An 18,678-nucleotide genomic window follows, 5' to 3' on the forward strand; every position below is an offset into this window, starting at 1 on the left:
CGCGGTCAACGGCGAGAGGCGTCGGTCTCGCTCAGGTAGATGGTCCGGCTTCCGCCCCCGCCGGCGTACGCGACGCCGCCGGCCGGCTCGAGCTCTCCCGCCAGCACCGGTGCGGTGCTGGCGGGAAGCGCCGCGTCGAGCCGGTGGACGAGCCCGTCCACGTCGGCGGCGAAGGTCTGGTGGCGGATCCGCCAGTAGTTGGACAGGCTCAGCAGCCGGATGTCGTGCGGGAGCTGGTTCTGCCGCGGTAACGGCGTCTCGTCGAGCAGGACCGGGATCACCGGCACGTCGTGCTCGAACGCCAGGCGCAGCTCGGTGCGCACCCAGTCCCTCGGATCGTCGATGCGTCGGTGCCCTCGGCCGTCCCCGGCGGACAGCCAGTGCGGCCCGATGATCGCGAGCATCTGGTCGGAGCTCCGGACGGCCGCCCGGATCTTCCGCGGGTAGATCGCGCCGGGCGCCAGGGAGTCCTGGTCCCGGAAGACGGCGGATCGTCCGAAATGGAGGGCCAGCCGCTCCGAGATGACCATCGTGGCGTGCACGCTGTCGTCGGTGCGGTAGCTCAGGAAAAAGCCGGTCATCTGTGTACTCCTCAGAATCTCACCCCGGATTGCTAACCACTAGATCGCGGGGTGGGCGCCTGGATTACACAACGCCGGTTGAGAAATATTTCCTGTTGAGGAAACGGCGGACCACGGCCGCGTCCCCTTTTTGTCAGAAGCCGATGAGGGGTGGGAGATCATCCCTCGGTGCAAAGCGTTGCGGCCAAAGGACTTCCACGATCCAGAGAGGACACCGGTGGCCATTCGGCCCAGCGGACGGAGGCCAGTTGGGGGCGGCGAACACTCTCCGCAACCGGCCGGAACTCCTCCACGCGGAGGAGGAACGACGGGTCGCCCGTCCCTCCGGCGTGCGTTTCTCGGCGGCACCATCAGGCATCCGTTGGGGCAAAGCGGATGGCGGACGTGACTCGGCGGCCACACTCCGTCCGGGAGTGCGGCCGCCGAGCAGTGGTGTAGTTACTTGCCCAATACCGTGCGTAGCTCCTTGAGCTGGTCGAGCCCGGACCCGCACGGGGCCAGCAACACCTCGTCGCAGCCGATCTCGGTCAGCCGGTCGAGGGTCTCGCGCACCTTGGCCTCGCCGACCGCGGCGTTGCGCAGCACGAGCTGGGCATAGGGCGGAGCGAAACCGTAGTAGTCGCTGAGGTACTGGTCGGCCAGCTCCTCGGCCCGCGGCCCGAGCGCGAAGTAGGTCAGCGAGACGACCTTCGGCGTGCCCTCGCGGCCCGCCTCCCGCCACGCTGCCCGCAGGGCCTGGACCCCGTGAGCGAACATGTCGACGCCGCCACCGCCGGAGATCCACCCGTCGGCCAGCCGGGCGGTTCGGGCCAGGGCGGCCGGCGAGTGGCCGCCCATCAGGATCGGCGGTGCCGCAGGGATCGAGGGACCGATTCCGCCGGCGAACCCGCGCCGCTCCCCGGACCAGATCGCCCGAAGCTCCGCGACCTGCGCCTCGATCCGCTTGCCGCGGCCGGCCATCTCGACGCCGCTTGCCCGGAAGTCGTCCGGGCGCGAACCGGCGGCGAGGCCGAGCACCAGGCGCCCGCCCGACAGCCGGTCGATCGTCGCCGCCTGCTTGGCGAACAGCGCGGTGTTGGTCTGCAGCGGCGAGATCAGGATCGACGTGGTCAGCCGCACCTGCTCGGTCACCGCCGCGGCGGCGGCCAGCGTGGTGAGGCTCTCGTAGTTGTCGTAGACCAGGCGGTCCAGCGTGGCGAGGCTGGAGAACCCGGCCCGGTCCGCCTCGGCAGCCCACTCCAGCACCGTGTCCCCGGACACGTCCCGGATGACGCTGGGCAGCCCGACACCGACGTCCATCAGGCCGCCGCCTCGTGGCCCGGTGCCCGGCGGTTGAGCACGTTCTCCATGCCCGCCTTCTGGAAGAACGCGCGGGCGCCCTCCGGGGTGAGCATGTCGCGGCCCTCGGTCAGGTGCTCCTCGAGCTGCCGCTCGAACTCCTTGACCTCGGGCTGGCGGCTCATGTGCGCGGCCACCAGCGGCAGCGGCCCCTCGACCTCGATGACCCGGATCGCCGAGCCCTCGCCGACGAAGGCCATCGTGGCAAGCAGGCGGCCGACGACCTTGCCGTCCGGCGAGGTGATCTCGAAGTTGGGCCGGCCGCTGTTGCGGAACAGCTCCTTGACGGCCTCCTCGCTGCCCGGCTTGATCGGGTAGTGCAGCGCGTGCCAGGTGGACATCCTTACCTCCGTAACAAGGGGTTTTCAGTGGCTGGCGGTGACGCCGCCGTCGACGTAGATGACCTGGCCGTTGACGAACCTGGCGAGTGGCGAGGCGAGGTAGGTCACCGCGCTCGCCACCTCGTCCGGCTCGGCGAACCGGCCGATCGGGATCCGTTGCTGCAGGCGCGCCACGAACTGCTGGTTCTGCTGCGCGGCCTCCACGAAGTCGGTTCGCATGAACCCGGGGGCCACCGCGTTCACCGTGACACCGCGCCCGCCCCACTCCGTCGCCAGCTGCTTGACCAGGAGGTTCACCCCGGCCTTGCTCGCCCCGTAGGCGGAGAAGCCCATCCGCCCGCCCGCGTCGCCGCGGACCGAGGAGAGGTGGATGATCCGCCCGCCACCCCGCGCGAGCATGTGCCGGCCGACCCCCTGGGACAGCAGGAACGCCCCGACCAGGTTCGCCTGGACGACCTCGACCCACTGCCGCTCGTCGAAGTGCTCGGCAGGCACCGTGATCAGCTTGCTCGCCGAGTTGACCAGGACGTCCACGCCGCCCCAGGTGCTCTCCAGCTCGGACACCGCGGCGGCGATGCTCGCCGAGTTGACCACGTCGATGGCGAGCGGCAGCGCGGTACCACCGTTCGCGGTCAGCTTCTCGGCGAGCTCACCCGCCTTCTCCCCGGACCGGCCGGCGACCGCGACGTGCGCGCCCTGCTGGGCGAACTGCTCGCAGATCACCGCGCCGAGCCCGCCGTACCCGCCGACGACGAGCACCCGCTGGCTCTCGCTCATGACGCCCTCCTCAGCTCGTTCGCGCTGTCCAACCCGAACAGCTGCTCGGCGTTCCCGCGCAGCACCTTGGCGGTGTCCTCATCGGACAGACCGAGGGCGGCGATCGCGCCGAGAGCCGCGTCGAGCGGGGTGGCAAGCGGCGGGGAGTCGGTGCCGAACAACATCCGATCCGGCCCGAACACCTCCGCGGCGGCACGCAACGCGGTAACCGACGGTGTTCCGGTGTCCACATAGATCTGACGCAGCTGGGCGGAGACCGGTGGTCCCTCGACGCCGTCCCGGCGTTGGGCCATGTCCAACTTCTCCGCCAGCAGCGCGAGCGCGCCGCCCGCGTTGGGGGCGATGAGCTTCAGCCCCGGGAAGTCCCGCAGCCGACCGGCGAGCAGGATCGCGGCCACGCCCATCGTGATGTCGCAGGGCCGCGCCACGTGCTCGATCGCGCCGACCGCCTTCACCGAGGACGCCCCGACCGGGACCGCCGGCGGGTGCAGCAGCACGGGGGCACCGGTCTCCGCCGCCATCGCGAAGAACTCGTCGCTGCGCGGGTCGTCCAGGAACTCCCCACGTACGCTCGAGTTGACGATGAGACCGACGAACTCGGGCAACGCCAACAACTCCGCCGCCCGCGCCACCGCAGCCGACCCCTCGAGGGGGTTGAGGTAGACGTAACCAGCGAGCCGACCCGCCCGCTCGCGCACGGTCTCGGCGACCCAGTCGTGGAAGCTCGCGAGCGAGTCCGCGGACTGGGCGTAGTTGTCGATTCCCGGCACCGGGAGCATCGTGCCGGCGCCGACCGGGCTGCCGACCACCGTCGTCGTGATGCCCAACGCGGCCTTGCGCTCCACCATGCCGTCGATGTCGCCCAGGCTCGGCGGCATCGGGAACCTCTTCAGCAGCTCGGGCGGGGTGACGTGCCCGTGAACGTCGATCGTCATCCTTGCTCAGTCCCGCGGCGGGCCGAGCACCTGGCCGCCGTACTTCTGGGTGGAGGCGATGACGGCACCGAAGTCCGGGAAGGTCGAGGGGTCGAACGCCGGGATCTCCAGGGACTCGGCCGGGCTGCCGGTCTCGAAGAACCAGTTCTCGTAGCCCGCCGGGGTACCGAGCACCAGCGTGCGCACGGTGTCGGACTCCACCTTGTAGGAGTGCGGGATGTTGCGCGGCAGGAACACTGACGACCCGGCCGTCGCGTTGAACAGCTGGCCGCCGACCTCGATGCTCATCTCACCCTCGAGGATGTGGAAGAGCTCGTCCTCGCGAGAGTGCACGTGGACCGGCGAACCGTAGCCGCGGTTGCAGGACATCTCCGCGAGCCAGTACTGGCCGCCGGTGTCCTCACCGGTCGCCCGGAACACGACCAGCGAGCCGAAGTGCCAGATGGCGCGACCCTCCTGCGGACCGCACAGGAACGGCTTCTCCTCGGACATGCTCACTCCTAGCCTCGTGCTGCGTTGTGACTCGGACATACCTGTTCTACGGAGGCTGCCTCGAGAGATGCGCAACGCCGGATCGGAGCCTGTCCGCCTCCGCGTTGCGGGAGTACGAAGTGGACCAGGTTCAGGCGGGCTGCTGCACCGGCACCGCGTTCGGCGACGGGACGGCGGGTTCCACGCCGGGCACGGACCCGCTCACGCCGGCCTTCTCGACGAACAGGGCGACCGTGGCGAGAACCCCGACCACGGCAAGGCCCATGCAGATCACCAGGGCCCACGAGTAGCCGAGCGAGCCGGCGAAGCCGAGGATCACGCCGGCACCAGCGAACCGCACGGCGTAGGAGATGCTGGTCTGCACGGTGAAGTCGGAGCCCGCACTCGCCGGCCGGGCGTAGTCCATGTTGATCGTGTACATCGCGGCGTAGCCGGCCGTGTTGAAGACGTTCAGCAGCACGATCGCAGTCACCACCCAGACCATGCCGCCGCTCCAGACCACCGGGAGCACCGCGGCGATCGCCACGACCTGCCCCAGCCCGTAGAGCACCAGGGCACGCTTGCGGCCCAGCCGGTGGATCAGCATGCCGGCCACGATCGCCGCCCCGCAGCCGACCACGCCGCCGAGACCGTTGGTCAGCAGGCCTACCGAGCCGACCGACACGCCGGCGTCGATCATGATCGGCACCAGCAGGCCGTACGCGCCCGGCATACCCAACGCCATCAACGGGGTCAACACGAACGCCCAGCGAGCCGCCCCGGGCTGGCGGAACAGCGACCGCAGGGAGGGACGCGGCGTGCTCGGGGACACCTGGACCAGCTCCGGCTCGCGGTAGCGGGCGATACCGAGGATCGGCAGCGCGGTGAACACGGCCAGCGTCAGCACGGCCGGGGTCCAGCCCCACACGTCGTAGACCACCAGCACCAGACCGCCGCCGATGATGTCACCGACGAAACCGCCGCCGACCTGCACCCCGTTGATCCCGCCCCGGTTGCGCCCGGAGATCGTGCGGACCGCGATCGCGTCGGTGGCGACGTCCTGGGTCGCGGACAGGACCGCGACGACGGCGAGCAGGGCGAGGATCACCCAGATGTCGGTGACCACGTCGAACGGGATGATCGTGAGCAGTGCCAACGCCATCAGCGGCTGCGTCCACAGCAGCCAGGAGCGGTAGTGGCCGCGTCGGCTGGACCCGAACCTGTCGACCAGCGGGGCCCAGAGGAACTTCACCGCCCACACCATGCCGAGCACGTAGATGGCGCCGATGTCCTCGAGGTCGCCGCCCTGGTCGCGGGAGATCGCCGTGAGTGCGGTGAAGAGGAATCCGATCGCCAGGAACTGGCTCATGTACAGGGGCACGAACAGACCCCAGATCGCTCGTTTGTCGTTCATCGCACCACGCATTCTCGTGACCAGCTCGAACCCGCCTCATAGGACGTTCCAGCGAGTCGCTCGAACCTCGTTCAAGCCTAACTCGAGGGATCGACCGTATGCGGACCATCGCCGCCGGTCACCGCACCGAAGGGCAGATTCCCAGGCACAGTGGGACATCCGGGGGACTCCACTGGGACGCGGTGCGGGGCACGCTGGAGCGACCTACGCCCAGCCCAGGAGGAGGCCCCGATGGCCGCAGGCAACTCTCCAGACATGCGGTCTCCGCAGGTCGGGCTAGCCCCGTGGCAGCTGCGGACCGTTCTGGTCGTGCTGCTCACCGGGCAGCTCCTCTCCGCGTTGGACCAGACGATAGTCGGAACCGCGCTGCCCACGATGGTCGGCGAGTTCGGGCAGATCGACAGTTTCTCGCTGGTCGTCACCTCCTATCTGCTGACCACGACGGCGGCTATGGCGCTGTACGGGAAGCTCGGCGACCTCTACGGGCCGAAACCCGTCTATATGGCCGCGATCGGAATATTCACCGCGGGCTCCCTGCTCGTCGGTTTCAGCCAGGACATGACCCAGCTGGTCATCTTCCGCGCCGTACAGGGGGTCGGTGCGGGAGGCCTGGTCGTGCTCGCGTTCACGATCTCCGCCAGCGTGGTGCCGCCCCGCCAGCTCGGCCGCGTGCAGGGCATGGTCGGTGCGATGTACGCGCTCGCCTCGCTGGTCGGGCCCCTGGTCGGCGGCGCCTTCACCGAGTTCGTCTCGTGGCGGTGGTGCTTCTGGATCAACGTGCCGATCGGCGTCATCGGGCTGGTGGTGCTGGCCACCAACCTCAAGCTGCCCAGGATCAGCCGGCCGACCTCGATCGACTACGTCGGTGCCACCCTGCTGGTCGCGACGATCTCGGTACTCGTGCTGATCAGCATCTGGGGCGGTACCGAGTACGCGTGGAGCTCGCCCCAGCTGCTCGCGCTGATCGCCGCGGCGGTGCTGCTCACGGCGCTGTTCCTGCTCTGGGAGCGGCGCGCCAAGGACCCGATCGTGCCGCTGGCGCTGTTCCGCAAGCCCGAGATCGCGCTCGCGATGGTGATCACGTTCGTGATCGGCGTGGCGACGATCGGCGCCTACTTCTTCCTGCCGATCTACCTGCAGATCGTGCGCGGCGACGACCCGACCGTGGCGGGGCTGAACCTGTTGCCGCTGATGATCGCGGTCATGCTGGGTTCGGGACTGTCCGGCTGGCTGATCGCGGCGGTGCTCGGGCGGACCAAGGTGGTCGTGGTCGCCGGGGTCGCCACGATGACCGGAGGGCTGTACCTCCTGTCGATGCTCGACGTCGCCACGCCGGCCTGGCAGCTCTGGCTGTACCAGGCGGTGCTCGGGGTCGGAATGGGCATGGTGATCTCCAAGCTGATCATCGCCGTGCAGAACCTGGTCGACCGGCGCGAGCTGGGCACGATCACCGCCCAGGCGAACTTCATCAGGGTCATCGGGTCGGCGATCGGCGCGGCCGCCTTCGGCGCCGTGCTGGCCGCCCAGCTCGGCTCGGCCTGGAGCTCCAACGCCGTCCTCGACGCGCTGCCCAACGCCGCCGGTGTGCTCTACCAGGACCCGGCGTCGATCAAGGAGCTGGCCAGGACCCAGCCGGAGGTCTACCCCGAGGTGGTCGAGGCGTTCGCCGGGGCGCTCAGCACGGTGTTCCTGGTCGCGGCCGGACTGATGGTGCTGGCCTTCGCGCTGGCCTGGTTCCTGCCCAACACCACGCTGCGCAAGGACCACGGGCACGGGGGTGCCCCGGAGCGGGAGAAGGTGGGCGCGGGTGAGTGACGCACCGCCGCTGGATCGCAAGCTCCTCGGCGTCGCCCTGATCGTCGCGCTCGGGGCGGTCACCGCGATCATCGACATGACGATCGTCGGGGTGGCCCTGCACACCCTGTCCGACAGCTTCGACGTCGGCCTGTCCACGATCCAGTGGGTCACCACCAGCTACATCCTCGCCGCGGCGATGGTGGTTCCACTGACCGGCTGGGCGACCGACTTCTTCGGCGCGCGCCGGCTGTGGCTGGCCTCGGTGGTGATCTTCTCGGCCGGTTCGCTGCTGGCCGGGCTCGCCTGGTCGGTGCCGAGCCTGATCGCGTTCCGGGTGCTACAGGGGATCGGTGCCGGGTTGATCGGCCCGGTCGGCACCTCGATCGTGGCCAGGACCGCCGGGCGAGAGCGCATGGGCCGGGCGATGAGCGTGGTCGGCGTCCCCCTGGTGCTCGGGCCCGTGCTCGGGCCGGTGATCGGCGGGATCCTGGTCGACGCGGCCTCCTGGCGCTGGATCTTCCTGGTCAACCTGCCGGTCGGGCTGGTCGCGTTCGCGCTGGCCTGGTTCGTCTTCGACCGGGATCCCGCGCCGGAGCGGGGCGGCGGCGTCGACACGGCGGGATTCCTGCTGCTCTGCCCGGGGGTGACCCTGCTGGTCTACGGAATCGTGACCATCTCCTCGGTCGCCGACCTCGCCTCGGTTGACTTCCTGCTGCCCGGCGGTGCCGGCGCGGTGCTGCTGGCGGCGTTCGTCCGGCACGCGCTCGCCACGGAGAAGCCGTTGCTCGACCTGCGCCTGTTCGGGAACCGGACCTTCACCGCGGCCGCCGGGATCCAGTTCCTGATGAACGCGACGCTCTCCGGCTCGATGATGCTCTTCCCGCTCTATTACCAGATCGTGCGCGGCGAGTCCCCGCTGGTGGCCGGTCTGCTGCTGGTGCCGCAGGGCCTGGGCGTCGCGATGACGATGCCGATCGCCGGCCGACTGGTGGACCGGGGGCGGCAGGCGCCGCTGGTGCTGTCCGGCATCCCGTTGCTGGTGGTCGGGTTCCTCTCGTTCACCCAGGCCGGGCCCGACGCGAGCTACCTGCGGCTCGGCCTGTCGCTCTGGATCATCGGTGTCGGTGCCGGGTGCACGATCATGCCCGCGATGACCGCGGCGTACCGGGCGCTGTCGCCGATGAAGATCCCGCACGCCACCGCGACGTTCTCGATCGTGCAGGAGATCGGCGCGTCCAGCGCGGTCGCGTTGTTCGTCGTGGTGCTGGACACCAGGCTCCGCCTCGCGCCGGACCCCGCACCCGCGTTCGACCTGGTCTTCTGGCTGCCGTTGACGCTGACCGTCCTCGGTCTGCTGCCGGCACTGCTGCTGGCCAGGCGCCGGCGCTCCCGGGACGCGGTTCCGGCCCAGGAGCCGGAACCGGTGCCCGCCGCCGGTCGGGGGTGAACCGATGCGGTGGACCGTGCACGGGGAGCGCCGGCTGTACACCAGTCCCTGGGTGGACCTCGCGCTGTCGGACGTGGAGCGCCCGGACGGGGTGCGCTGGGAGCACCACCTGGTGCGGTTGCCGGCCTCGGTCGGGATCGCGGTCGTGGACAGCGCCGATCGAGTCCTGATGGTGTGGCGCCACAGGTTCACTACAGACACCTGGAACTGGGAGCTTCCCGGTGGTTGGGTCGATCCCGGCGAGTCCCCGCTGGACGCGGCCGCCCGGGAGGCGGAGGAGGAGACCGGGTGGCGGCCCCGCGAGCTGCGCGAGCTCGCGTACCTGCAGCCGGTCGCCGGCATCACCGACGCCGAGCAGTGGATCTACCTGGCCGAGCGCGCCAGCTACGTCGGCCCGCCGGCGGACGCCTACGAGTCCGACGCGGTGGGCTGGGTCCCGCTCGCGGAGGTGCCGGAGCTGATCCGCCGCCGGCAGATCGTCGGTGGCGTGTCGGTCGCCGGGTTGTTGCAACTGATCGTGGACCGCGCGCGGGTGCAGCCCCGCCAGTCAGCGGCCTGAGGAGACGAGGACGAGGCGATGCACGACCCGAGGCCCGCGTTCGACGACCGCTACGCGACCATCTACGACCTGATCTACCAGGGCCGCGGCAAGGACTACGCCGCCGAGGCGGCGGAACTGACCAGGCTGATAACCAGCCGGCGGCCGGACGCGTCGTCGCTGGTCGACGTCGCCTGCGGCACGGGCCTGCACCTGCGGGCGTTCGCCGACCTGTTCGAGCACGTGCAGGGCGTCGAGCTGTCCGAGGACATGCTCACGATCGCCAAGGGCCGGCTGCCGTTCGTCCCGCTGCACGTCGGGGACATGCGGGAGTTCGACCTCGGCCGCACCTTCGACGCGGTCACCTGCCTGTTCGCCGCCGTCGGCCACATGCGCACGCTGGAGGAGTTGGGCAAGGCCGCCTCGCGGCTGGTGGCGCACCTGGTGCCCGGCGGTGTGGTGATCGTGGAGCCCTGGTGGTTCCCGGACAACTTCCTGCCGAACTACGTCGGCGGCGACATCGTCGAGCGCGACGGCTACACGATCGCGCGGGTCTCCCACACCACGGCGAAGGGCCTGGTGACGACCATGACCGTGCACTACGTCGTGGCAACCCCGGAGCAGGGCCCGCACCACTTCACCAACACGGTCGTCAACACGCTGTTCACCCGCGAGGAGTACGAGAACGCCCTGCGCGCGGCCGGGTGCGCGAGCGTCGAGTACATCGTCGACGGGCCCTCCGGGAGAGGGCGTTTCGTGGGCGTCCGGGGCTGACCCGCCGCTCAGGCGGCGGCGGCCCTGCCGATCGCGCCCATCGCCCGACGGACCTCGGTGATCACGGTGCTCACCTGGTCCTCGGTCAGGTGCGGACCCATCGGCAGGCTCAGCACCTCGTCCGCGGCCTGTTCGGCCAGGGGGAGCGAGCCCTTCGGCCAGCCGGCGTCGGCGAAGGCCGGTGCACGGTGCGCGGCGACCGGGTAGTGGATCAGCGTGCCGACGCCGGCGGAGTCGAGCAGGTCCTTGAGCCGGTCGCGTCGCGACGTGCGGACCACGAACAGGTGCCACACCGGGTCGGCCCAGTCGGGCACCTCGGGCAGCACCAGGCCGTCTACATCGGACAGTTCGGTCAGGTAGCGCTGGGCGATTGCCCGCCGCCGGTCGTTCCAGGCGTCCAGGTGGGGCAGCTTCACCCGAAGCATCGCGGCCTGCAGCTCGTCCAGGCGCGAGTTCGTGCCCTTCACCTCGTGCTGGTACTTCACCCGCGAGCCGTAGTTGCGCAGCAGCCGGACCTGCTCGGCGAGTTCGGCGGAGTCCGTCACGAGCGCGCCGCCGTCGCCGAGCGCACCGAGGTTCTTCCCGGGGTAGAAGGAGAACGCGGCAGCGTGGCGGGAGCCGATGCGGGCGCCCCGGTAGTGCGCACCGTGGGCCTGGGCCGCGTCCTCGAGCACGGGGACGTTCCCGGCCGCAGCGGCGATCGCGTCCAGGTCGGCCGGCTGCCCGTACAGGTGCACCGGTACGACGGCCTTGGTGCGCGGGGTGATCGCGGCCGCCAGCCGGGCCGGGTCCAGGTTGAGCGTGCCGGGGTCGGGTTCCACCGGGACCGGTGTGGCACCGGTCGCGGCCACGCCCAGCCAGGTCGCGATGAACGTGTGGGAGGGCACGACCACCTCGTCGCCCGGCCCGACCCCCATGGCCAGCAGGGAGAGCTCGATCGCGTCCAGGCCCGAGCCCAGCGCCACGCAGTGGTCGGCACCGCAGTAGGCGGCGAACTCCTCCTCGAACGCGGTCACCTCGGGGCCGAGCAGGTACCACCCGGAGGCGAGCACCCGCTGTGCCGCGGCGTTGAGGCCTGCCGCCAGCTCGTGGTAGGCCGCACCGAGGTCGAGGAACGGGATGCTCATGCGATCGCCTTCGCGTCCTTGAGGTACTCGTCGTAGTCCCGGTAGTACTCCGACTCGTCGTACGGTTCGGACACCAGCCACAGACCGACGGTGCCCGGCGCGAAGTTCACCATGTCCCGCCAGACCATCGGTCCGACGTAGAGCCCTCGGCTCGGGTTGTCCAGCCGGAACCGGCCGGTGGCGAAGCCGTCGTCCACGACGACGTCGAAGCTGCCGTGCACGGCGACGATCAGCTGGCGCAGCCTGCGGTGCCCGTGCGCCCCGCGCTCGGCGTTCTCCGGCACGTGGTGGATGTAGTAGGCACGCCTGATCTCGAAGTCGATCTCCTTGCCGGGCTCGACCACGGTCAGCTTGCCCCGCGGATCGGTGTGCTCGGTGAGGTCGACCATGCGGCACGGGGAGATCCGGCCGACAGCGGGTCCGGTCGTGGGAAGCACATCGGTCACAGGTGAGGAATATGCCGCATTCGACTCGGGGGCATCTCGAGGGGTTCTCGAAGGGACAAGGCATTCCGCTGGTCCCTGGCTAGCATCGAAATCATGCGAGTACTGTTCTCCAGCCTCTCGGCCTACGGACATTTCTTCCAACTGCTCCCGCTGGCCGTCGCGGCCCGCGAGCGGGGCGACGAGGTCCTCTTCGCCACCGGCGAGGTCAGGCACTCGCTGTTGAGCCAGCTCGGTCTCACCCCGGTGGTGGCCGGTCGCTCGACCGACGAGGTCGTCGGCGAGGCCGTCGCCGCGGTGCGGGCCAAGCACCCGGACTTCGACGAGCTGCCCCAGGAACAGACCCTGGAGCTGATCTCCACGAAGTTCAGCCGGTTGATGCCGCAGGCGTTCGTCGACGCCCTGCTCCCCGTGTTCGACGCCAACCGGCCGGATCTCGTCGTGCACGGCGGTTACTGCCCGGGTCCGGGTCTCGCGGCCGCGGTGGCCGGGATACCGGCCCTGTGCCACGGCACCGGCCGCGCGAGGGCCGACAACGACGAGATAATGGCGCGGTCGGTGGTGGTGCTGCGCGACTATGCCGCCGAGCTCGGGGTCGAGCTGCCCGAGGCCTACCCGACCTTCCTGGGGAACACCTACCTCGACATCTGCCCACCGTCCATGCAGAACACGCACTTCCTCGCGACGGCGGACCGGGTGGAGCTGCGCCCCGTCCCGTTCAACCCGCCGGCCGAGCTGCCCGGCTGGGTGCTCACCCGCGAGCGTGACCGGCCGCTGGTCTACCTGACCATGGGCACCGAGTCGGACTCGGTCGAGATGCTCCGCCACGCGATCGGCGGACTGTCGCGGTTGGATGCGGACGTCCTGGTGGCCACGGGCAAGCTCGCCGTGGAGGTTCTTGGCGAGGTGCCGGACAACGTCGTCGTCGAGTCCTGGGTGCCGCAGGCCGACCTGCTGCCGTACACTGACCTCGTCGTGCACCACGGCGGCAACGGCACGACGTTCAGCGCGATGTCCGCCGGCCGGCCGCAGCTGTTCCTGCAAAACCGCCCCGGCCCGGACCAGCTGCTCAACGCAGAGATGGTCTGCGCCGCCGGCGCCGCGGACCGCCTCCTGTTCGAGGAGGTCACCGCCGAGGCCGTGGCCACCCGTGCCCGCGCCCTGCTCGCCGAGGAGTCCCGCCGCGAGGCGGCCACGGCGATCGCCACCGAGATCGCCGGCATGCCCTCCCCCGAGGCCACCGCCGCGCTCCTGAAGTCCTTCACCTGAACCCCGGGGCCTCGGGTGAGGAATCCTCGGTAGGACCGAATCCCACCCCGGTCGTGATCTCTGGCCCACGACGCGGGGACGGCGCGCGGAGAACCTTGGTCTGTCGACCCTCGAGCCGCGGCCCGGTCCGGGCGTCAAGTCTGCCTTAGGAGCCAGAGAATGCGATTTGTTTCCGGCAAAAAGGACCTGAAGGTTGCGGTCATCGGGCTCGGCTATGTCGGCTCGTGCATCGCGGCCACGCTGGCCGACCGTGGCCTGGACGTCGTCGGCGTGGACACCAACCCGAAGCTGGTCGAAGAGCTGGGGAGGCGGTACTGCCGGTTCGCCGAGCACGGGCTGGCCGAGCTGCTGTTCGCCGGGCTGGACTCCGGCCGGCTTCGGGTGACGACCGACACCGCCGAGGTGACCGCGGCCGACATCGTGCTGATCACGGTCGGCACGCCGGTGCGCGAGGACGGCTCGCTCGCCGACGAGCAGCTGCAGGGCGCCTGCCTGGAGCTGAGCACGCGCATCCGCCCTGGGCAGCTGCTCGTGCTCAAGTCGACGGTCCCGCCCGGCACGACCCGCGGCATGGTGCTGCCCCTGCTGCAGCGCAGCGGCCTGGTCGGTGGCCGCGACTTCGGCCTCGCGTTCACCCCCGAGCGCCTCGCCGAGGGCACGGCGCTGCACGAGCTGAACACCTTCCCGATCGTGGCCGGCGGACTGGACGCCGATTCTGCGGCGGACGCGGCGGAGTTCTGGCGCTCCGCGCTCGGCGTCGAGGTCATCCCGCTCGACTCGCTCGAGGCGGCGGAGATCGTCAAGCTCGCCGACAACTGGTGGATCGACCTGAACATCGCGCTCGGCAACGAGCTGGCGAAGTTCTCCGCGCTGTTCGGGGTGGACGTGCTGGACGTGATCTCCGCGGCCAACTCGATCCCCAAGGGCAAGGGGATGGTCAACATCCTGCTGCCCAGCGTGGGCGTCGGTGGCTCCTGCCTGACCAAGGACCCTTGGATGGCCTGGTACTCGGCCCGGGAACGCGGCCTGGAGATCCTCACCGCCCCGGCCGGCCGGCAGGTCAACGCGGGGATGCCGGAGTACACCGCCCAGCTCGCCATCGACGAGCTGACCAAGCAGGGCAAGGACCCGGCCACCGCGAAGATCGCCGTTCTGGGCCTCGCGTTCAAGAACAACACCGGCGACCTGCGGGCGACGCCGACCAAGGACGCGGTGACCGCGTTGGTCAAGGCCTGCGGCGAGGTGCGCATCCACGACCCGCTGGTGGACGTCGCCGAGGCCGAGGAGCTGTTCGGCCAGCCGCTGACCGGCTCGGTCGAGGAGGCTGTCCGCGACGCCGACTGCATCGCTGTGCTCGCCCTGCACCGGGACTTCGCCGACATCGACTTCGCGGCGCTGCCCGTCGCCGAGGAGTGCCTGGTGCTCGACGGCCGCGCCTACTACTCGCGGGACAAGATCGCCGAGCTGCGCGCGCTCGGCTACACCTACCGGGGGATCGGGCGATGAGCGGGATCTTGGCGACCAACAGGGCCAACTGCGGAGAGGCGGACCTGCGATGAGCCGGGTCGTGGTGACCGGGGGCTGCGGGTTCATCGGCAGTCACCTGGTGGAGCAGCTTGTCGCGCGGGGTGACGAGGTCACGATCTTCGACGGGACCCCGCCGCCCGCCTGGCAGGAGACCGCGCGCCAGCACGCCCGGTTCGTCCAGGGCGACATCCTCGACCGGACCGCGCTGGCCGGGGCGATCACCTCCGGGGTGGACGTGGTCTACCACCTGGCGGCCGTGGTGGGCGTGGACAACTACCTCGCCCGACCGCTCGACGTCATCGACGTCAACTTCACCGGTACCCGCAACGTGCTGGACCTCGCCGCCGACGCCGGAGCCAAGGTGGTGGTGGCCAGCACGAGCGAGGTGTTCGGCAAGAACCCGGCGGTGCCCTGGCGCGAGGACGGCGACCGCGTGCTCGGCGCCACCGCCGCCGACCGCTGGACCTACAGCTCGAGCAAGGCGCTCGCCGAGCACCTGACGTTCGCCTTCGTCCGCCAGCGCGGCCTCGAGGCGACGATCGTGCGCTACTTCAACGCCTACGGCCCCCGGCAGCGGCCCGGCTTCGTCGTGAGCCGGTCGGTCCACCGGGCGCTGAACGGCAAGCCGGTCGTCGTCTACGACGACGGCCTGCAGACCAGGTGCTTCACCTACATCGACGACGCCATCGCGGGCACCCTGCTCGCGGCGGACAGCCCGAAGTCGGTCGGTGAGGCCTTCAACATCGGGAGCATGACCGAGACCACGATCGGCGACGCGGCCGAGCTGGTCGTCAAGCTGGTCGGCCCGGAGACCGAACTCCACCACGTGGACACCGGTGTCCGGCTTGGCAAGTCCTATGAGGACCTGGCGCGCCGGGTTCCGGACAACACCAAGGCCCGGACCGTTCTCGGGTGGACCTGCGAGACCTCGCTCGAGGACGGTCTCTCGAGGACCATCGAGTGGTCACGGCAGAACCCCTGGTGGCTCGCGCTTCCCGACAGCGGCGCCGAGTAGGGGCGCCGAGTAGGAGGTCACGGCCGGGCCGTCCGCGGCGACCCGGCCGCCCACCTCACCGTCCCCAGCGGGTGCGGCCCCACGGTTTCACCAACGACAGCACCACGCAGATCGTGTAGATCGAGGTCGAGACGATGCCGGCGGAGATCATCGACATCTCGTCCAGCGGGACGAGCTGGTCGGCGGCGGAGCCCTCCACGGCGTCGCGCCGCGACTTGAGCTCGGGCACGAGCGAGAAGGTGGTGAGCAGGACGACCACCGTGGTCAGCACGAACTTCGTGAGCACCCACTTGTGCCTGACCAGGCCCCACTTGGTGCCGAGTGCGAGCAGCAGACCGGTGAGGAACGCGGCCCACGCGATCGGGATCAACACGACGTCGGCGATCACGCCCAGGCCGCGCAACATGGCGTGTTGCAGCTCGGGGTCGTCGGTCAGTAGCGCGGTGGCCCCGAGCGCGAGGTCCCCGAACGTGACCCCGAGCCAACCCACGGCGGTGATCACATGGAGGACCAGCACGGTCTTGCGGACGGGCGGCGGCATCAGCCCGGCGCGCCGGGCCGACGGCCTGGTCCGGCCGGCGGTCTCGCTTTCAGTGGTCACCGGAGCTCTCCCTGGCGCAGGAACCGCTTACCTCCTCATTAAACCGCACCGGCGGTCCCGCCCGGTCGTGGTCGCGGCGACGCCGCAGCTCGCGGGTCCGCGTCTCGAGCGCTTCACCAACGGGCCACGATCCGACAGCAGCATTGTCGTCTGGAAAAGCAGGAACTCACCTCGGCCCACCGCGTCGGCCGTTTCTGATGACGAATAGGGGATGGACATGGATGCGTTGGGTCAGGCCGTCGTCGACGGCGCGACGCCCGAGCAGCTCGAGCGTCTCGACGTGCCGAGCGAGTACTACGCCGCGCACCTCCATCGTGACGACGTCGACATGTTCCGCGGTGTTGCGGACAAGGACGTGCGCAAGTCGCTGCGGCTGGGGCGGGTTCCGATGCCGGAGCTGGCGCCGGACGAGGTCCTGGTCGCCGTGATGGCCTCGGCCGTCAACTTCAACACCGTCTGGTCGGCGATCTTCGAGCCGCTGCCGACGTTCCAGTTCCTCAAGAGCATGGGCCGCAGGGGCAAGTGGGAGGCCCGGCACGACCAGCCCTACCAGGTCGTGGGCTCGGACGCGGCCGGCGTGGTCGTGGCGATGGGCGACGGTGTTCGCGGCGGCTGGCGGATCGGCGACCACGTCGTGGTCAGCCCCGGCTACGTCGACGACCAGGATCCGGAGGCCCAGAACGACTCGATCAAGTCGGGCACGCTCGCCTGGGGCTTCGAGACCAACTTCGGCGCCTTCGCGCACTACTGCGTGGTGCGGGCGAGCATGCTCATGCGCAAGCCCGCCCACTTGTCCTGGGAGGAGGCCGCCTGCAACCCGCTGTGCGCGGGAACGGCCTACCGGATGCTGGTCAGCGAGCACAGCGCCCGGATGAAGCAGGGTGACGTCGTGCTGATCTGGGGCGCCACCGGCGGCCTGGGCGCCTACGGCGTGCAGTTCGTGAAGAACGGCGGCGGCATCGCGGTCGGCGTCGTCAGCTCGGCGGCCAAGGAGGAGCTGGCCCGCAAGCTCGGCTGTGACGTGGTGATCAACCGCGAGGAGCTCGGGATGGCCGGCTACAACGGCGACGATCCCGCGCGGACCGTGGAGATCGGGCGGCGGCTCGGCAAGATGATCCGCACCCAGGTCGGCGAGGACCCGGACATCGTCTACGACTACGTCGGCCAGAAGACGTTCGCGATCTCGGTGTTCGTGGCCAAGACCGCGGGTACGGTCGTCACCTGCGGGTCGAGCACCGGCTACCAGCACCAGTTCGACAACCGCTACCTGTGGATGCGGGTGAAGCGGATCGTGGGCAGCCACGGCGCGAACATGAAGGAGCAGCTGGACTGCAACCGCCTGATCAACCGCGGGCAGATCCTTCCGACGCTGTCCACCGTGTACCCGCTCGACGAGGTGCCGGAGGCGGTGCGGCTGGTGCAGACCAACGGCCACGCCGGCAAGGTGGGCGTGCTCTGCCTGTCCCCCGAGGAGGGGCTCGGCATCACCGACCCGGCGCTGAGGGCGAGGATCGGCGAGGATCGGATCAACCTGTTCCGCCACGCCGCCTGAGCCACGGTGACCGGCAGCGACCCGGTGCGGCGCAGCCGCACCGGGTCGCCGCCGTACGGGAGCCGGCGCCAGCGGGAGAACGACAGGACGAACAACAACCGCCGGATGCGAATCGCATCCGGCGGTTGTTCGGTCGTCGGTGGGTTCCTCGCCTCAGGACGCGGACTCCGACTTCGCCCGACGGAAGGAGGCGATCGTGGCGAGTACGCCGAAGACCAGCGCCGTGAGCGCGCCGAGCAGGCGAATCCAGTCGCCGGCGACCTCCAGCGTCCCGTGGTCGGCGCTGCCGATACCCGCGAAGGACGGGATCGCCTCCATCAGCGCACCGAGCACGGCGACGATAGGAACCCAACGCCAGGGGGCGGCGAGGAGCAGGATCACGGCCACGAGGCAGATGACCGCTCCCGGCGGCACGGCCGGCATCTCGACACCGGCGATTCGCAGCAAGACGATGCCGATGATGATGCCGACCAAGCCGACCGCGGTCAGGTTGCGGGCGGTGGGGTAGTTCATTTCCTCACTCCTTCGACATTACTGCACCGGTATCGTGGACACTCCCGGCCAAATTTCCCTTTTTCACGAAGCGTAGAGCCACAAAGCGCCGCGTCGGTCGAAGGCGGCTCGTGCCCACTCTCCCTGCTGGTCGTTCGCACGCTGTCATTGCGAGAAGAGTCCCAGTTCGGCCGGGCCGGGTCGTCGGGCACACGAATGCTTCCCGGCTACTCCCGGGG

General features: G+C 70.1%; 19 protein-coding genes. 8 read left to right on the top strand and 11 right to left on the bottom strand.

The window, feature by feature from the left end:
* Positions 1–5 precede the first annotated feature (5 nt).
* The 7 genes from BU204_RS12020 to BU204_RS12050 all read right to left on the bottom strand — a co-directional run bounded on the left by BU204_RS12020 (position 6) and on the right by BU204_RS12050 (position 5,857).
* Complete coding sequence (locus BU204_RS12020) at positions 6–581, bottom strand: toll/interleukin-1 receptor domain-containing protein (protein ID WP_075125710.1); 576 nt, start codon at positions 579–581, stop codon at positions 6–8.
* 438 nt (positions 582–1,019) lie between these two features.
* Positions 1,020–1,880 carry an LLM class flavin-dependent oxidoreductase gene (locus tag BU204_RS12025; protein ID WP_075125711.1) on the bottom strand — a complete coding sequence of 287 codons (861 nt, stop codon included), beginning with the start codon at positions 1,878–1,880 and terminating at the stop codon, positions 1,020–1,022.
* Positions 1,880–2,260 (bottom strand): SchA/CurD-like domain-containing protein, encoded by a 381-nt coding sequence (locus BU204_RS12030; protein ID WP_075125712.1) that lies wholly within the window; start codon positions 2,258–2,260, stop codon positions 1,880–1,882. The genes BU204_RS12025 and BU204_RS12030 overlap by 1 nt, the downstream gene beginning before the upstream one ends.
* Positions 2,261–2,284: 24 nt before the next feature.
* On the bottom strand, positions 2,285–3,037 hold the full coding sequence (locus BU204_RS12035) for an SDR family NAD(P)-dependent oxidoreductase (protein WP_075125713.1): 753 nt from the start codon (positions 3,035–3,037) through the stop codon (positions 2,285–2,287).
* Positions 3,034–3,972: an amidohydrolase family protein gene (locus tag BU204_RS12040; protein WP_075125714.1), complete on the bottom strand. Its 939-nt coding sequence runs from the start codon at positions 3,970–3,972 to the stop codon at positions 3,034–3,036. The genes BU204_RS12035 and BU204_RS12040 overlap by 4 nt, the downstream gene beginning before the upstream one ends.
* Positions 3,973–3,978: 6 nt before the next feature.
* A complete protein-coding gene (locus tag BU204_RS12045) occupies positions 3,979–4,464 on the bottom strand; it encodes a cupin domain-containing protein (protein WP_075125715.1) in 486 nt (161 codons plus the stop codon).
* Between the two features lie 130 nt (positions 4,465–4,594).
* Positions 4,595–5,857, bottom strand: a complete 1,263-nt coding sequence (locus BU204_RS12050; protein WP_075125716.1) for an MFS transporter — start codon at positions 5,855–5,857, stop codon at positions 4,595–4,597.
* A 255-nt stretch (positions 5,858–6,112) separates the two neighbouring features.
* On the opposite strand from BU204_RS12050, the gene BU204_RS12055 reads away from it, so the two are divergent.
* Genes BU204_RS12055 through BU204_RS12070 form a run of 4 tightly spaced genes read left to right on the top strand, consistent with a single transcriptional unit; the run spans position 6,113 to position 10,413 of the window.
* The gene (locus BU204_RS12055; RefSeq protein WP_075125717.1) at positions 6,113–7,672 is read left to right on the top strand and encodes an MDR family MFS transporter; all 1,560 of its coding nucleotides are present in this window, start codon (positions 6,113–6,115) and stop codon (positions 7,670–7,672) included.
* Positions 7,665–9,101 (top strand): DHA2 family efflux MFS transporter permease subunit, encoded by a 1,437-nt coding sequence (locus BU204_RS12060; protein WP_075125718.1) that lies wholly within the window; start codon positions 7,665–7,667, stop codon positions 9,099–9,101. The genes BU204_RS12055 and BU204_RS12060 overlap by 8 nt, the downstream gene beginning before the upstream one ends.
* A 4-nt stretch (positions 9,102–9,105) precedes the next feature.
* Positions 9,106–9,660 carry an NUDIX hydrolase gene (locus tag BU204_RS12065; protein ID WP_075125719.1) on the top strand — a complete coding sequence of 185 codons (555 nt, stop codon included), beginning with the start codon at positions 9,106–9,108 and terminating at the stop codon, positions 9,658–9,660.
* Positions 9,661–9,678: 18 nt separating this feature from the next.
* The gene (locus tag BU204_RS12070; protein WP_075125720.1) at positions 9,679–10,413 is read left to right on the top strand and encodes a class I SAM-dependent DNA methyltransferase; all 735 of its coding nucleotides are present in this window, start codon (positions 9,679–9,681) and stop codon (positions 10,411–10,413) included.
* Between the two features lie 8 nt (positions 10,414–10,421).
* Here the strand turns inward: BU204_RS12070 and BU204_RS12075 are convergent, their stop codons facing one another.
* Both BU204_RS12075 and BU204_RS12080 read right to left on the bottom strand, forming a co-directional pair.
* On the bottom strand, positions 10,422–11,540 hold the full coding sequence (locus BU204_RS12075; RefSeq protein ID WP_075125721.1) for a DegT/DnrJ/EryC1/StrS family aminotransferase: 1,119 nt from the start codon (positions 11,538–11,540) through the stop codon (positions 10,422–10,424).
* Positions 11,537–11,986 carry a sugar 3,4-ketoisomerase gene (locus BU204_RS12080; protein WP_233160079.1) on the bottom strand — a complete coding sequence of 150 codons (450 nt, stop codon included), beginning with the start codon at positions 11,984–11,986 and terminating at the stop codon, positions 11,537–11,539. The genes BU204_RS12075 and BU204_RS12080 overlap by 4 nt, the downstream gene beginning before the upstream one ends.
* Positions 11,987–12,079: 93 nt before the next feature.
* Between BU204_RS12080 and BU204_RS12085 the strand changes: the two genes are divergently transcribed.
* From BU204_RS12085 to BU204_RS12095, 3 genes are all read left to right on the top strand, one after another.
* Entirely contained in the window at positions 12,080–13,252 is a 1,173-nt protein-coding gene (locus BU204_RS12085; RefSeq protein WP_075125723.1) for a glycosyltransferase, read from the top strand.
* Positions 13,253–13,411: 159 nt separating this feature from the next.
* Positions 13,412–14,758, top strand: coding sequence for a nucleotide sugar dehydrogenase (locus tag BU204_RS12090; RefSeq protein ID WP_075125724.1), 1,347 nt, complete (start codon positions 13,412–13,414; stop codon positions 14,756–14,758).
* A gap of 49 nt (positions 14,759–14,807) precedes the next feature.
* Complete coding sequence (locus BU204_RS12095; protein ID WP_075125725.1) at positions 14,808–15,794, top strand: NAD-dependent epimerase/dehydratase family protein; 987 nt, start codon at positions 14,808–14,810, stop codon at positions 15,792–15,794.
* 55 nt (positions 15,795–15,849) lie between these two features.
* Here BU204_RS12095 and BU204_RS12100 read toward each other — a convergent pair whose 3' ends face one another.
* Entirely contained in the window at positions 15,850–16,395 is a 546-nt protein-coding gene (locus BU204_RS12100) for a DUF2269 family protein (protein ID WP_083661233.1), read from the bottom strand.
* Positions 16,396–16,612: 217 nt separating this feature from the next.
* On the opposite strand from BU204_RS12100, the gene ccrA reads away from it, so the two are divergent.
* Positions 16,613–17,947, top strand: a complete 1,335-nt coding sequence (gene ccrA / locus BU204_RS12105) for a crotonyl-CoA carboxylase/reductase (protein WP_075125765.1) — start codon at positions 16,613–16,615, stop codon at positions 17,945–17,947.
* A 153-nt stretch (positions 17,948–18,100) separates the two neighbouring features.
* On the opposite strand, the gene BU204_RS12110 is transcribed toward ccrA, so the two are convergent.
* Positions 18,101–18,460: a hypothetical protein gene (locus BU204_RS12110; RefSeq protein WP_075125726.1), complete on the bottom strand. Its 360-nt coding sequence runs from the start codon at positions 18,458–18,460 to the stop codon at positions 18,101–18,103.
* Between the last annotated feature and the right edge of the window lie 218 nt (positions 18,461–18,678).

It is taken from the genome of Actinophytocola xanthii (assembly GCF_001921205.1).
GTDB classification, from domain to species: Bacteria; Actinomycetota; Actinomycetes; order Mycobacteriales; family Pseudonocardiaceae; genus Actinophytocola; species Actinophytocola xanthii.